Annotated in this window: 12 protein-coding genes; 3 read left to right on the top strand and 9 right to left on the bottom strand. The window is 42.2% G+C overall.

All coding sequences use genetic code 11. The features are described from left to right. Positions 1-31: 31 nt before the first annotated feature. The 7 genes from ABMY41_RS14875 to ABMY41_RS14845 all read right to left on the bottom strand — a co-directional run bounded on the left by ABMY41_RS14875 (position 32) and on the right by ABMY41_RS14845 (position 7394). Positions 32-1030, bottom strand: a complete 999-nt coding sequence (locus tag ABMY41_RS14875; protein ID WP_349275254.1) for a DUF4382 domain-containing protein — start codon at positions 1028-1030, stop codon at positions 32-34. A 350-nt stretch (positions 1031-1380) separates the two neighbouring features. Then, positions 1381-3069 (bottom strand): methyl-accepting chemotaxis protein, encoded by a 1689-nt coding sequence (locus ABMY41_RS14870; protein ID WP_349275252.1) that lies wholly within the window; start codon positions 3067-3069, stop codon positions 1381-1383. 98 nt (positions 3070-3167) lie between these two features. Next, a complete protein-coding gene (locus ABMY41_RS14865; RefSeq protein WP_287241871.1) occupies positions 3168-3677 on the bottom strand; it encodes a GNAT family N-acetyltransferase in 510 nt (169 codons plus the stop codon). A 3-nt stretch (positions 3678-3680) separates the two neighbouring features. Next, on the bottom strand, positions 3681-5024 hold the full coding sequence (gene astB / locus ABMY41_RS14860) for an N-succinylarginine dihydrolase (RefSeq protein ID WP_349275249.1): 1344 nt from the start codon (positions 5022-5024) through the stop codon (positions 3681-3683). 48 nt (positions 5025-5072) lie between these two features. After that, complete coding sequence (locus ABMY41_RS14855; protein WP_054562555.1) at positions 5073-5303, bottom strand: helix-turn-helix domain-containing protein; 231 nt, start codon at positions 5301-5303, stop codon at positions 5073-5075. A gap of 552 nt (positions 5304-5855) precedes the next feature. After that, entirely contained in the window at positions 5856-6869 is a 1014-nt protein-coding gene (locus ABMY41_RS14850) for a zinc-binding alcohol dehydrogenase family protein (RefSeq protein WP_349275248.1), read from the bottom strand. A gap of 93 nt (positions 6870-6962) precedes the next feature. Beyond that, positions 6963-7394, bottom strand: coding sequence for a MarR family transcriptional regulator (locus ABMY41_RS14845; RefSeq protein WP_055197371.1), 432 nt, complete (start codon positions 7392-7394; stop codon positions 6963-6965). Positions 7395-7517: 123 nt separating this feature from the next. On the opposite strand from ABMY41_RS14845, the gene ABMY41_RS14840 reads away from it, so the two are divergent. Beyond that, positions 7518-7946, top strand: coding sequence for an organic hydroperoxide resistance protein (locus ABMY41_RS14840; protein WP_054562552.1), 429 nt, complete (start codon positions 7518-7520; stop codon positions 7944-7946). A 27-nt stretch (positions 7947-7973) separates the two neighbouring features. On the opposite strand, the gene ABMY41_RS14835 is transcribed toward ABMY41_RS14840, so the two are convergent. Together ABMY41_RS14835 and ABMY41_RS14830 are read right to left on the bottom strand one after the other, a co-directional pair. Further along, positions 7974-9707, bottom strand: coding sequence for a GMC family oxidoreductase (locus ABMY41_RS14835; protein WP_287241863.1), 1734 nt, complete (start codon positions 9705-9707; stop codon positions 7974-7976). Positions 9708-9732: 25 nt separating this feature from the next. Then, positions 9733-11166 carry a coniferyl aldehyde dehydrogenase gene (locus tag ABMY41_RS14830; RefSeq protein WP_349275245.1) on the bottom strand — a complete coding sequence of 478 codons (1434 nt, stop codon included), beginning with the start codon at positions 11164-11166 and terminating at the stop codon, positions 9733-9735. Positions 11167-11273: 107 nt separating this feature from the next. On the opposite strand from ABMY41_RS14830, the gene ABMY41_RS14825 reads away from it, so the two are divergent. Both ABMY41_RS14825 and ABMY41_RS14820 read left to right on the top strand, forming a co-directional pair. After that, positions 11274-12278 (top strand): AraC family transcriptional regulator ligand-binding domain-containing protein, encoded by a 1005-nt coding sequence (locus ABMY41_RS14825; protein ID WP_349275243.1) that lies wholly within the window; start codon positions 11274-11276, stop codon positions 12276-12278. Positions 12279-12394: 116 nt separating this feature from the next. Further along, positions 12395-14518, top strand: coding sequence for a methyl-accepting chemotaxis protein (locus ABMY41_RS14820; protein WP_287241854.1), 2124 nt, complete (start codon positions 12395-12397; stop codon positions 14516-14518). The last annotated feature ends 158 nt before the right edge of the window (positions 14519-14676 follow it).

The following is a 14676-nucleotide window of genomic DNA, read 5'->3' as shown; positions in this document are numbered from 1 at the left end:
CGGGCTTTTTAATGGGGTATTAATTACAATATTATTCAGAAACAGTGAAAGATACGTCTAAGTCTTCACCCGATGTTACTGTAATTGGTTTTACTTGATAAAGCGTAAATGCTTCGTCTTGGGTTTCAACGTCATCGATGTGCGCAGCGCAGGTATAAGCAAGTTGGTAGTCACCTGGTTGAATGAACGCAAGTTCAAATTCGTATTGGTTATCTTCGCTATCGAAAACAACATCCGCCGTTGCAAGAGGTGCATCTAATGGTGTTTCATCTTCGTTAACTTCATAGTTGTCCATTGGCATTTCAACATCGCTGCTGTATAGGTAAACAGCATGACCGAATGAGCCATCTTCTAGTGCGATATCTATATTATCAGTTTCACAGTTAGCGATAAGTACATCGCTTACAGTGCCTTCGATATCTTCAGATTCAGCAAGGTTTTCTAAGCGAACACCGCGTGGCTTTAAAAAGATCTCTTCACTATTTTGTGGATCAACTAGTGACTTTTTAAGGTCAAATTCAATAACAAAGTCGTTACCAGCTTGGTTAAGGGTAAAGCCATCCAGTTGGATTTCACCGATACCATCGTTGCCTTTACGTTTAACAACCAGTGGTGCAATGCTGTCATCTTCGTAAACAACATGCGAAGTCATGGTTAAATCGTTTGTGTCACCATTGATAACATCTGCACGGATCCATTGATAATCGCCAGCAGCTACTTCTTCATCTTCTAATAAAGAAAATACATCATCACCTGTATAGTCTAATAAGTTAACCATTTCAGGCATGGTTTCATCATCATCTTCACGGGTCTCAAAAGTGAACTCTTCACCACCTTGGGTTTTCAATGTGATTGAATCAAACACAACATTAACAGCTTTTAAACCTGTTACAGGTGCATCAGACACACCTAACGTGAACTGTGCAGTTTGCGGCTGAGGATCAACCGAATCGTTCTTGTCGTCATCGGAGCCACAACCAACAAGTGCAAATAAAACAGCGCTGCTAAGTAATGTAGTTTTAAAGTTCATCGTTTCTTCCCTTTGTGTTCTAAAAATTTACTAATAGTGTAATAACTAAAACTTAATGTAACTTGAATTGCTAGTAGTAAGTTTCGAATAACACTTTTGTACCTTTTATGTAACAAGTTGAAAGCCGAAAAAACTACTAATAAAAAATTAGACTGCTTTTATGTAAATCCATTTTTCTTCCACATTTTGCTGACACCATGACAAAAAATAAGAACCTAGGAACGAAAATGAAGGTTATTGACTTAGAAAAGCGCTACGATAATGACTTGTTCGATTGGTTAAAGAACTTACAAAAAACCAATGATTTTTGTTAAGCAGGCCGCAATGCCTGCTTAACCATTGATCAGCTATTAGGTTTTATAACGGCTTACATTTTGTTCTAACTGCGTTGCCGTGTCTGTTAGTTCATGCATGTATGACGTTGCTACATCGGTATCATTAGCGGTTTTGTTAGCAATATCGACAATGGTCGTCATGTTTTGATTAATCGCTTCAGATACTGATGTTTGCTCTTCAGCGGCGGTGGCAATTTGTGCATTTTGTGATGTGATGGTATTAACCGAAAGCAGTACTTCATTAAGCGCTTTTTCGACTTCGCCCGCCTCATTAACACTGGTTGCACTGCCTGATTTAATTGACTGCATAATGCTATTTACAGTTGTTGTTCCTTGCTGAACTTGCTCAATCATTGCCTCTATTTCATGAGTACTATCTTGCGTGCGTTTTGCAAGAGTTCGCACTTCATCAGCCACCACTGCAAAGCCACGACCTGCTTCACCTGCTCGGGCAGATTCAATAGCTGCGTTCAGTGCCAGTAGATTTGTTTGCTCGGCAATATTTCTGATCACATCAAGCACACTGCCAATTTGACTCGATTGTTGATTAAGCTGATCCACCGCATTAGCCCCTTCATCAACTTGTTTGGCAAGGCCATTAATCACTTTTATGGCAATGAGCAATTGATTGTTAGCTTGCTTAACTAAATGATCGGCATGTTCAGCAGCGGTTGAGGCCTCTTGGGCGCTGCGGGCAACTTCCATTGACGCCGCCGACATTTCGTTTATTGCGGTTGCAACTTGCTCACTTTCTTCATGTTGACGATTAATACCAGAATGCATATTGGCAAGTAGCTCGTTGAGTTTGTGTGACGCTTGATTCATCGATTGCGATGATTGGCGAATATCAATAACCATCTTACCAACGTCATCGGCAAAGCGGTTAAACGAACTACCAAGCTTGCCCAGTTCATCGTCTCGTTTCACCATTAAACGTTGGGTTAAATCGCCATCACCTTGTGATATATCGTTCATTGCTAGTACGGTTGTGTGCAAAGGGCTAGTAATACTGCGCGATACTACCACTGCAATCGCTGCGGTAATTGCAACTGCGAATATTGAAGCGATAACTGTGTTTATAAAGGCATTATCGATACCTTCATTAACCCGTTGTTCTGTTACTGCAACTTGTTGCTCAAGGCCACTGATCCAAAAGCCGGTTCCTAGTACCCAATTCCATTTTGGTAGTAAAGCGGCATAACCGAGTTTAGGGTTTACACTGCCATTGGTATTTTTCCAAGAATACTGCACATAACCACCGCCTTTCTTCGCAGCATCAATCAGCTCTCGTATCAGATAAACCCCATTAGGATCTTTAAAATCATATAGGTTTTTACCCTCAAGTGAGGCGTTAACGCCATGGGCAATATTGACACCTTTTACATCATAAACAAATACATAGCCTGTATCGCCAGCATCATCAAAACGCAAATTACGCAATATGCTTTTTGCTTGGTTTTGCAGCTGTTCAGTATTAAAGCCATCATCTTGTGCGATGAGATGAGCAATCGAACTCATGGCAATTTTTTGATAGTTACTGACTTCGGCCTTTCGGTCGTTTTCCATTTGTGTAGCAAAACTTTCAACGGTTTGCGCACCACTGTGTTTTGACTGCACATAATTGTAGAGTGTCAGCATTATTGCAATGAGTAGGGGGGGAAGTAGGGCTAGAAAAAGTACCCGTTGCTGTATTGATAGCGCCATTTATCGCTCCTAATAAAAATCCGCAGTACTAGTTTAGTACTTTTATAGATTTTTATTAGTCGACTTTATGATTATATCAATTGGCTATAAAAGCAGATCTAGGCGACCTGCTTATAAAAATACACCGTTGCGTCAAATTCACCGGATGAACTTTTCGCAAAACCAGGAATAGTGCCAGCTTCAATATAATCGAGTTTTCGATACAAATATGAAGCAGAGTCACCTTGACGGGTATCAAGTACCAATAATTGAATACCTAAGATACGGGCGTCAGTTTCTAGGCTATTCATCAATTGTTTTGCAATTCCTTTGCCTTGATATTCGCTGTGTACCATGAGCTTTTCTACCTCGCCGCGGTGAGTGCCATTGGCTTTGGCGCACAAAGAAAGCTGCACTGAGCCAATCACCGTATCACCATCAAGGGCTAGATAAAGCCTACGGTAAGGCGTTGCTAAATCGCCATCGACCCCTTGCCAGTAGTCATGTGCTGACTCTAATGATAGCGGGGCAATAAAGCCAATTGATGCGCCACTGGCAACGCTATCAATCAGTAAACGATTGAGTGATTTAGACACCCCTTTAATAGAGTGTACAGCTTTAATTTTCATTATTTATTCTTGTTGAAATGGATACACAGAGCCTAAGTTAAGTAAGCTGGTTAACTCATCAAGTGCCTGGTAGCTTTCGGTTAAAAGCATTGGATCGGCAAAGTCGTCGCTACTTAACGAGTCACGGTAATGCTTATTCGCCCAACCCACTAATTGGTTATATTTTTCTTCGCTGAATCGTACACCCGGATTGACCGCGGCTAGTTCGTCAGTATTGAGCGCAACACGCAAGCGTAAACAAGCAGGCCCACCGCCATTTTGCATGCTTTGGCGCAAGTCAAAAAAGCGCACTTGCTGAACTGGGTTATCTGCCAAAATCATTTCTTGAATGTAATCGTGAACAGCTTGATTAAGCTGACATTCTTTAGGTGCAACCAGCATCATGCTGTCATCACTTAAGGTAATTAATTGGCTATTAAATAAATAGCTGCCTACAGCATCTGTAATGTTCACTTTATTGGTTGGCACTTCAATAATATGTAGTGGCTTGTTGCCAAGGTAAGCTTGTTTAATTTGTTTTAGCGTATCAGCTTGATGCAAAAACGCTTGTTCGTGACATAAAAGTACATTGCCATTGGCTACAGCGATTACATCGTTATGAAAGACACCTTGGTCTATCACATCAGGATTTTGTTGAATAAATAACTGATTCTCTGGCTTTAGCTGATGTAAACGAGCAATTGCTTGCGAAGCTTCAAGAGATTGTCTTGCAGGAAATTTAACGGGTTTTGGTAAGGCGCTATTAAAGCTACTTGCCCCATAAACAAAGATCTCAAGCCCTGCATCTGCATGGCTGTCGCATAATCGATTATGATTTGCGGCACCTTCATCACCAAAAAAGCCTTGATCAGGTAAGTGTATATGATGGCTAAAGTAACGCTCATCGTTAAACATGGCTTTTAATAAAGCCGTAGTTGTAACGGGTTCTAACGAGCGGTGAAATTTGTTATTTAAGTTAGCAGCCGTAAAGTGCACTTTGCCATCAAGCGTATCGACTGAAGGCGAGATAGTGCCAGCATTGGCTGTCCACATGGCCGATGCACTGTAACAAGCTCGCAGTAAAATAGGGTCGGCTTTAAATGCTTTTTCAATAATCTGGCTATCGCTGCCTGTAAAACCTAAACGCTTTAGCACATTAATGTCGGGGCGAGCATGGGGTGCAAAAATACCTTGTTCTAGGCCTAATTCGTGCATCGCCTTCATTTTTTCAAGGCCTTGTAGCACGGCCTCTTTGGGGTTTGAATGCGAAGAGGCGTGACTTAGTGAAGCGACATTGCCATACGATAATCCCGCGTAATTGTGAGTAGGCCCCACTAAGCCATCAAAGTTTACTTCTACTGCGTGCATACTTAATCCATCATTATTGTGCGTGTATTTTAACCATACAGAAGTTATTTAGCTGAAGCTAGCTAACTCCATTTCTACATTACGTAGACTTTGTTGAAGGCGCTTCTGAGTGGCAATTAAATACGCTTTTTGTTTGTTCTGTTTAACTTGTTGCTGTCGTGCGGCTTTGTATAACACACGCTTAGGAATGTCGTACTGCTCAGACGCTTCGGTGATTGTCAGTTGGTGAACCGAAATTTTTTTAAGTGCTTCAATAAATGCGGGGTCATTATTTAACATAGCGACGCTCCAAATCAGCCACATTATGCGGATCGTTTGCTTCATGCATATGCCATGTGCTGATGTCTAATCGCCAAAGTAGATAAAGAGTGTGAAAGAAGTTAGTCACGTTAGTCTCCTTGTTAGTGCCAGTTCATACTCACTATTGGAAGATCTGTGCCAAACCTTTATTAAATTTAAATGCATTAAAAATCAATTGGTTAATGTTAGGCGGTAAGGGCGTCCCTAAAAACAGGCACTAAAATAGTGAAAGGCAAGCGTAGTAATGCACTTTAATGATGCGTGTTTGTATTATTGAACGAGGAAGTACGCGATGTGAAATCGCTGCTCGTATCTCGTTTTTCGAAACTTTACTCTCGTAACTTGAATCTTAATTTTTTGTTTCGCGCGCCAAGCAAGCGTGACGCCTACGGGTAGCAGCGGCTTTTTGCCGCGATAGATATTGGTGGGGTAGGGGCGATACGAGAATGAAACGCGATGTAAAATCGCTTCTCGAAACTTTACTCTCGCTAACTTTCCCCTCGCAACTCGTACCTCGTAACTTTCCCTTCGTTACTCAAACCCTTCCAACACAAGCTTTCCGCGAGCTTTGTGAGATTCTAAAATCCCATGGGCTTTAACAAGGTTTGCTACGTTTATCTTACCTAAATGCTCACCCAATGTTGTTTTGATTGTGCCGTTATCAACTAAGCTAGCAAGCTCTGAAAGAAGCTGATGTTGGGCAATCATATCATCGGTTTGGAACATTGAGCGGGTATACATAAACTCCCAATGCAACGAAATACTTTTACGCTTTAACTTTAAAATATCAAAGCTTGCAGGGTCGTCGATCAGTGCCAATTTACCTTGTGGCTTGATCACTTCCATAATGCTATCAAGATGTTGGTCGGTGTGCGTTAAGCTCACTACGTAATCAAATTCACTCAGGTCGGCCGCAAGACGTTGCTCGTTAAGGTTTTTGCTATGATCAAGCACATGATCAACACCTAAATCTTTAAGCCAGTTGGCGCTTTCTTCTCGTGCGGCGGTACCAACAACTGTTAAATTGGTAAGCTGCTTGGCAAGTTGCACTAAAATTGAGCCTACACCACCGGCTGCACCTATCACTAATACAGAGGCTGGCTTATTGTTTTGAGACTTTTCAATCTGTAAGCGGTCAAACAATAACTCCCATGCGGTGATACTGGTTAATGGCAGGGCGGCTGCTTCACTATTACTAAGGCTTGTTGGTGCAAGACCGACAATGCGTTCATCAACAAGTTGCAGCTCAGCATTACTGCCTTGGCGCGTTAAGTCGCCAGCATAAAACACACGGTCACCGGCATTAAATAACGAAACCTTGTCGCCAACAGCTTTAACCGTCCCCACAGCATCCCAGCCAATAACTTTGTAGCCAGTGTCTGGTGACACATTAGCGCGAATTTTAGTATCAACGGGGTTTACTGAAATTGCTTCTACGGCTACAAGAATGTCGTGACCTGTAGCAACGGGATCAGGTAATTTAATCGCTTGTAATGATGAGTCCGATAACGTTGGGGTTGCTGTAGTGTATCCAAATGCTTTCATGATGGTGTCCGTATTGATGAGTTTTGAACACTATAGCGCATCTAGTTTTATTAAAAAGCTGTGTAATCCAAATTCACTTTCAAATAATTTTTGTTAATTAAGGTCACTATTTACTAAATCGAGTAATTCAATCAGTTGCAGTGCTTGTTGTTCGTTAATGCTTGGGAAGCGACAACGAATTTGCGACGGTATATCGGCAGCTTGATCTTGCATTGCCTTGCCTTTGGCTTCGAGCTGCACGAGTCGTTTGCGTTTATCTTGGCTATCTTTAGTGATCGACAACAATGCTTTGTCGCTCATTTTTTTCAAAATTTGCGTCATTGCACCGCCATCAATGGCGGTTTTTTCAAGTAATTCAGCAATGCTGATCTGATCTTTTTCCCACAGCGCCATCATCACTACGTATTGCGGGTAGGTTAAATCTAATTGATTAAGAGAATCTCTATACGCACGGGCAATCCCATTCGACGCCATATATAAGCGGTGGCATAGCTGGTTATCTAATTTTAGTTGTGGGTATTTCATGCACGATCCTCAAAATTCAATACGAGTATTTTAATTTGCATACAAAGTATTTGCAATCCCGAAAAAGCTGATCTAATATATTTTGCATGCAAAGTATATTTTCACTCAATTAGGAGAGTAAACATGAAAGAATTACAAAGCGTGGCATACACAGCAAAAGCAACAGCAACAGGTGGCCGTGAAGGCACAGCAAAATCAGATGATGGTCGTTTAGATGTGGCACTATCAACTCCTAAAGGGTTAGGTGGTGATGATGGTCAAGGTACAAACCCTGAGCAATTATTTGCTGCAGGTTACGCGGCTTGTTTTATCGGTGCATTAAAGTTAGTGGCTGGCCAAGCAAAAGTTAAATTACCAGCTGATACTCATATTAACTCTGAAGTATCTATTGGTCCTATTGAAGGTGGTTTTGGTATTGCTGTTAAGCTTGCGGTATCGGTGGGTGATCTGGATAAAGACACCGCTCTTGCACTTGTTAATAAAGCGCACGAAGTATGCCCATACTCAAACGCAACGCGCGGTAACATTGCTGTTGAATTATCAGTGATCTAATTGCTATTTATCAAAATAGGCCGTGCTTTATGCACGGCTTTTTTGTTTTTCAGCAATCGATTTTGCTAAATCACCTGAACCAGTAAGCGCTGATACTAGGCCTTCGCGTGGTTCACTAAATTGTATTGGCTTTATCTTGCTTGCTCGGGCTGCATCGAATACCGGTATTTGGCTCATTGCATATTCAGACAATGCGGTAATGGTTAAAGATGGGTTTACCCCTAAATTACCCGGTATGATTGAGCCGTCAATAACTCGTAGGTTTTGATAGCCGAACACTTCTCCAGAGCTATCAACTACGCCGTTAGAGGCATCAGTTCCCATGGCGACTCCACTCATTATATGCGCCGTCATCGGTGCTCCAAATAGCACTTCAGATAAGGCTGAGCCCGGCACGCCACCGAGTTTTTCGGCGTAGAGTTTGGTTGCTTCTTCTGCTTTTGGAAAACTAACACTAAGCGGCGTGTCATTGTCTTTTTGCACCGCAGTAATACCGTTTTTAAATAAGCGATACCATTTACGTCGCCATTCTAGGTGAATAAACGCCTCGGATTTTTGCATCACCAAAAAGAGAATTGAGCTGCGGGCTTTTCCTTTTGGTCGCAAGACTTTGGCTGTTTTTATTGGATGGCGCAGTGTATTCACTAAAAACTTAGCAATACGCTTGAGGCCTTTTCCAGTCACCATGGGAACGTAAGGTAAATATAGCCATGTGCCATCGGCGCCTTCTCTAAAGCGGCAAATTTCAATATTGGTGTCTTTGTCGACCGAAATAAATGAGCTGATCGCAACACCATCATCAACTTTTTTGGTGGTGTTGTTCGCGGTGGTGAGTGTTTCTGAATTAGTACGAATTTGCTGGCCTAGCCAAGCTGAAATATTGGGCAATGTTTTGTCTTTATCGCGCATTTTTAAAAGCAAAGGCACGGTGCCCATGACCCCTGCGCTAAGCACAACGCCACGTGTTGTTAGCGTATAAATATGGCTATTGCGATGACTGGTATCTTTAATCTTAATTTTGTATCCGGCGCTGCCATCTGCATTGAGCGGGGTGATTTTGATTACTTCAGAGCTGGGTCTTATCTCTACGCCATTGCGCTCGGCAAAGTACAGATAGTTTTTCATTAAGGTGTTTTTGGCATTATGGCGACAACCAATCATGCAGCTACCACAGTAATGGCAGGTATTTCGCCTCGGACCATCGCCATTAAAGTATGGATCGGGTAGCTCTTTGTTATAGGCTTCGCCGGGTTTTGCAAAAAGCACCCCAGTGTTCACGGTTTTGAATGAGTCACCTTGACCCATCTGCTCAGCAATGTCTTTTAGCGTGTGATCGGCAACATTGGTATAGGTATTTTTGGCACTACCTAACATGCGTTGTGCAAGGCCATAGTAGGGCATTAGACTTTCTTTCCAGTCTGATTTTATTCGTGTCCACGCTGGAGATTGAAATACTTCATCATCAGGAATAAGGTGCACATTGGCATAAATTTGTGAGCCACCGCCAACACCCACACCATGCAGCACAGTGACTTTGCTGGTAAACGAAAATTGAATGCAGCCTTTTAGGCCAATTTCTGGCTGCCACATATAATTTTTGATATCTAAGTTGGTTTTTGGAAATTCTTTATCGTCGCGGCGTAGGCCTTTTTCGAGCACTAAAACTCGGTTGCCTTTTTCGCTTAGGCGAAGCGCACTCACAGAGCCGCCAAAACCAGAGCCTATAATTATTTGGTCAAAATCAAATGTGTGTTGCTGCATTATTATCACCTGTTGGTGTTTATTATTATGAATTTAATTTACTTAAAAAGGCTAAAAGCTTATCGGCAAATCTGCCGTAAGGCGGCATTAAAAATTTCACGCTCGAAAACTTGGTTTGATAAAACACCGGGCGTAATTTTGAAAAGGTTAAAAAGCCTTCATAGCCATGGTAATGCCCCATACCACTGGCACCTACGCCACCAAAAGGTAAGTCGTGCTGACCAACATGAAACAGGGCATCGTTAACGCTTACACCCCCCGACATCACCTGCTCAATATAAAAGTTAATAAGCTGTTTGTTGTAGCTAAACGGGTAAAACGCTAAAGGTCTATCTCGCTCTGCAATATAATCAACGACTTGCTGCGAGTCTTGATAGGTTTTTACCATTAAAATAGGTCCAAATGTCTCGCGGGTATCAATGCTCATACTGTCATTGCTGTTTAAAATTAATGTCAGTGGCAGTTTTCGCGTGTTGGCATCTGCAACTTGGTCGCTAAGCGTAATAACGTCAGCGCCGAGTTGTTTGGCTTCTTCAATACAGTTTGTAAGGCGTTTAAATGCGCGGTCATCAATAATGGCTGTGTAATCTTGGCTATGGATATCTGGCACATGTTTCTTCGCCCAGCGAGTTGCTGTATCGATAAATAGCGCAAGTTGAGACTGATGCACAAATACATAATCAACATTGGTACAAATTTGCCCGGCGTTCATTTGCTTTACATACATGATGCGCTCGACAGCTTTTTGCATCGGGTAATCAGTAGCAATCACAGCAGGAGATTTACCTCCTAACTCAAGGGTTACAGGCGTTAGGTTTTGCGCCGCTGCAGCCATCACTTTTTTGCCGGTTTCACCTGAGCCTGTGAACATAAGATGATCAAAGGGAAGCTTTGAAAAGGCGATGCCTACTTCACCAGTCTCACAGTAAAATTGCAGCTTTTCGGGCTTAAAATAATTGCCCACTAGCTCGCTTAAAAGCGCACTTAAATGCCGAGAGTTTTCAGACATTTTAACCATCGCCTTATTACCTGCTGCAAATGCAGCAGCTAATTGACTAAAGGCTAAATTTATCGGGAAATTCCACGGCACAATTAACCCTACAACACCTAAAGGCTGGGGAATAACTCGGTTCTTTGCCCCTAAATACATACGGTGATCAACATGTCGCTTTTGCACTTTCATCCACTTTTTAAGGTGCTTTAACGTGCTATTGATATCTGCACAGGCATTAATGATTTCGGCAAGTAAGGTTTCATGGCGAGAGCGATTACCATAGTCTTGATTAATGGCCTCGATAATACGTGCTTGGTTCTCAGTGATCATGGCTTTTAACGCAAGTAAGTGTTCACGTCTTTGCTGGTAGTTTTCAATACCTGCTGCTTTGGCATGGCTGCGCTGCGCGACTAAGTCGGCCATTAAAATGCTATCGATGCTTACTGGTTTAGTGGCAATGTTCATCTGTATGTTCTGTTTGTCAGAGTTTGTTCTAGCATAAATAAATCACTTGCAGTTGATTTGACTTTTTAGGACACTGAAATGACTCTTTAGGACAAAAGGCACACTGCGTGGAAAGTTTAATTCGCTCTTCTAGTTTAGCTGGGTTTGAGAATTTAGTGAGGCAATATGGTGTAAATCCAATTACTTTGTTGGAGAAAGCAGGTATTTTACCCGCACAGTTACGCGACCCAGACAGCTTTGTTGTTTACGCTCATTACCTTGAATTACTTGAGCTTGCTGCTCAAGCGTGTGATGAGCCATGTTTTGGCTTAAAGCTTGGCGCATCACAAAGTATGAGTACGGTAGGCTTGATTGGTGCTTACATGTCGCGCCAACCTACGATCCTTGATGCCCTTAATGTTGCCCAAAAATACATATATCTGCATGCTGAAGGTATTGTGCTAAACCTTGCCCTGCTTGGGCAAACGAGTTGTGAGGTACGTTTTGTCCGACTGTCTGACGAAAAACACGAGTTTGAGCAAAAGTCTCAGTTGGCAGTTTGTTTGGTCAATAAAATATTAAAAGAATTAGTTGGCCCGAAATGGCGGGCCGATAAAGTGTGCTTACGGCAATTTGTCGCAGTGAAACAGCGGCCCTTATTTAATAAAGTACTTAATTGTGAGGTTGAGTTTAACAGTGACGTAGATGCGATTTACTTTTCAAGCGCATTTTTATCCTATAAACCCCAGCTAAATGATGCCATTTTAGATACCTTAATAGCCGACCAGCTTGAGCTACAACGCCTTAATAAACTCCCCGATGAAATGCTGCAAATAGAAAGTGCGATGAAAATGTTGCTAGTAACCGGTGAGTGTAATAAAGAAAATACCGCCAAAAGTGTTGGGTTACACCCCAAAAAGCTGCAGCGCATATTAACTGAGCATAACACCAGTTATCGGCAATTATTGGACGAAGTACGAAAGTCAGAGGCAATGCGGCTATTACAACAAAAGCACATCAATATGACCGATTTAGCACTGCGTTTAGGCTATGCAGAGCTGTCGATTTTTAGTCGTCGCTTTAAGTTATGGTTTGGTATGTCACCCACCGAATGGCAGCATAACTTGCGCTAACTTAACAAAGCAGCTTAATTACAGCAAAACTTCATACTTTTTTTCTAATTGTCTCTGTGTAGTCATGCAAATGGTCTAAACTATTAGTAAACCTACAATAAAAACAGGAAATTTCGATGCGGCAGTTAGCATTAGCGAAAAAGTTATTATGGCTTACGGTAGGCAGTATTTTTATTACTGTGTTTGTTTTATCAAGTGTTTTATGGTGGCAGCTGTCAAGCAGCAACCAGCAGCTAGCTGCGCAATCAGAAAAGCTGATTGTTGCTGAAGTTGAAGACAAGCTCGCCTCAAATGCCGCCGCATATGGTGAACAAGTTGCTGGGTTTATTAATGAAGCGTACCGAGTGCCTTATTCATTTGCCGCTATCTTAGGTGACAACGATGCGGCAGCTACCTTAACCCGCGATGCTGTGGTTGAGTTGAATCGCTCTCTATTACAAAAAAATGATATTCTTTCATCTATCTACTCGCAATTTGAAGCAAATGCGTTTGATGGCCGTGATGCTAATTTTATCAGCGGGTATGATCATTCTGTAGCTGGCGTTGGCACACTAGAAATTTATTTCACGCGCAACCGAGACGGTGCAATTGAGCAACAAGTGGTTGACGATGTAGCTGAAAAATATGTGGATACGCTCAATGAATTTGGCCAGCGGGAAGCTGAGTGGTACTTGTGTGTAAAAGACACCAAAGTGCCTTGCATTATGGAGCCCTACCTATACGAAATCACCCCGGGTTACTCTGAAATGATGACCTCTCTAACTGTGCCCATTCTTCGTGATAACGAATTTATTGGTGTTGCTGGGGTTGATTTAACATTGCCTGTATTTCAAAGCATGACCGAAAAGCTCTCAAAAGAGCTATATAACGGTAAAGCCCGTGTCACCTTGCTAAGTTCACTCGATTTAGTGGTTGGTAGTAGCCATTACAAAGATAAGCTAGGCAGACCGTTAAAAGAGGCGGTGGCAAAAAGCACTTTAGACAATTACGTAAAAGCGAAAAAACAAAGTGGTGTATTTAAAGTTGGTGATGAGTATTTAGTTAACTACCCAATTAGCATAAAGCTTGCAAAAACACAGTGGAACTTATTGATTGAAGTACCCGCAGAGCTTGCCCTTGAAGGGCCCCATGCACTAGCAAATAGCATGAGCGAAAATGCCAATACACTAGGCGGTTTAATCTTGGTTACAGGTATTATTATTGCTGGTGCCGCCTTTGTGATCATGACCTTAGTGATCCGTACCATTGTGGCTCCATTACAGCAAATTCAACAGCGCGTTGATAACCTTGCTAGTGCCGAAGGTGACTTAACTCAAACCCTGCATGTTGATACTCACGCTGAGTTAATCGCACTGGCTACAGGCTTTAATGCATTTCTTGCTAAATTACGCGATTTAATTGGTGAGCTTAAAAATGTATCAACGCAAACCAAAGAGCAGGCACACTTAGCAACCAGTGTTGCTGTTGATACTAAGCACAACGTTCAAGCTCAGTTCCAAGAAATTGAGAGTGTTGTGACCGCCATGAATGAAATGAGCGCAACAGCACTCGAAGTGGCAAGAGCCTCAGAGCAGTCCGCGCAGCAAGCCGATGAAATAAACAGCCTTGTGGTGAGCAGTGAATCGAGCTTGTCGTCTGCAGTTACCCAAGTTAAAACCATGTCGGATGAAATCAAAGAGGCCAATCAAGCGGTTGAAAAAGTTGCGGCACGTAGTAACGACATTACACAAATTTTAGATGTGATCCGAACGATTGCAGAGCAAACAAACTTACTAGCACTGAATGCGGCAATTGAAGCGGCAAGGGCCGGTGAACAAGGCCGTGGCTTTGCGGTAGTGGCTGATGAAGTAAGGGCACTTGCTTCAAAAACACGTTCATCAACCGATGACATCAGCGGCTTAATTGACAGCTTACAGCTAGAAGTAGGTAACGCTTCTAAAGTAATTGAACAAGGAGTTGTGCGTGCACAAACCGCGGTAGATGAAACCTCCGTTGCATTTGATGCATTACACGAAGTTGTAGTCAAAGTGGATGAAATCACGCAGCAAATTACCCACATTGCAACGGCTGCAGAAGAGCAAAGCTCAGTCACAGAAGAGATAAACCGCAACCTGACGTTAATTTCAGATGCCGCATCGCAACTAGCTGAGCTATCTACCCAAGCCGGAGATGGTAGCCAAACCCTCAATGCACTCGTTGCACAACAAGATGATGAGTTGAATAAGTTAAAGACGAAATAGTTGCTAGTTGTTAGGCTCTAGGCTCTAGGCTCTAGTACTCTTTCACATATATTTTGATCAGTTGCCCTTACTTAAATTCAGGTAACTGATCTTTTTCAATCAATAATTCAATACTCCTGCTTTTTCCAGTAACTGATGTTATAAATTTCTTCTTCTTA

Origin of the sequence: Pseudoalteromonas sp. BZA4 (assembly GCF_040104395.1) — a bacterium.
Classification (GTDB): domain Bacteria; phylum Pseudomonadota; class Gammaproteobacteria; order Enterobacterales; family Alteromonadaceae; genus Pseudoalteromonas.
The sequence above is the reverse complement of the archived record's forward strand: the minus strand, read 5'-3'. Positions and strand labels throughout refer to the sequence as shown.

What these genes read in the sequence shown, in the direction of transcription:
- ABMY41_RS14875 (WP_349275254.1), bottom strand. Translation starts at nt 1,030, where the DNA reads ATGAACTTTAAAACTACATTACTTAGCAGCGCTGTTTTATTTGCACTT.
- ABMY41_RS14870 (WP_349275252.1), bottom strand. Translation starts at nt 3,069, where the DNA reads ATGGCGCTATCAATACAGCAACGGGTACTTTTTCTAGCCCTACTTCCC.
- ABMY41_RS14865 (WP_287241871.1), bottom strand. Translation starts at nt 3,677, where the DNA reads ATGAAAATTAAAGCTGTACACTCTATTAAAGGGGTGTCTAAATCACTC.
- astB (WP_349275249.1), bottom strand. Translation starts at nt 5,024, where the DNA reads ATGCACGCAGTAGAAGTAAACTTTGATGGCTTAGTGGGGCCTACTCAC.
- ABMY41_RS14855 (WP_054562555.1), bottom strand. Translation starts at nt 5,303, where the DNA reads ATGTTAAATAATGACCCCGCATTTATTGAAGCACTTAAAAAAATTTCG.
- ABMY41_RS14850 (WP_349275248.1), bottom strand. Translation starts at nt 6,869, where the DNA reads ATGAAAGCATTTGGATACACTACAGCAACCCCAACGTTATCGGACTCA.
- ABMY41_RS14845 (WP_055197371.1), bottom strand. Translation starts at nt 7,394, where the DNA reads ATGAAATACCCACAACTAAAATTAGATAACCAGCTATGCCACCGCTTA.
- ABMY41_RS14840 (WP_054562552.1), top strand. Translation starts at nt 7,518, where the DNA reads ATGAAAGAATTACAAAGCGTGGCATACACAGCAAAAGCAACAGCAACA.
- ABMY41_RS14835 (WP_287241863.1), bottom strand. Translation starts at nt 9,707, where the DNA reads ATGCAGCAACACACATTTGATTTTGACCAAATAATTATAGGCTCTGGT.
- ABMY41_RS14830 (WP_349275245.1), bottom strand. Translation starts at nt 11,166, where the DNA reads ATGAACATTGCCACTAAACCAGTAAGCATCGATAGCATTTTAATGGCC.
- ABMY41_RS14820 (WP_287241854.1), top strand. Translation starts at nt 12,395, where the DNA reads ATGCGGCAGTTAGCATTAGCGAAAAAGTTATTATGGCTTACGGTAGGC.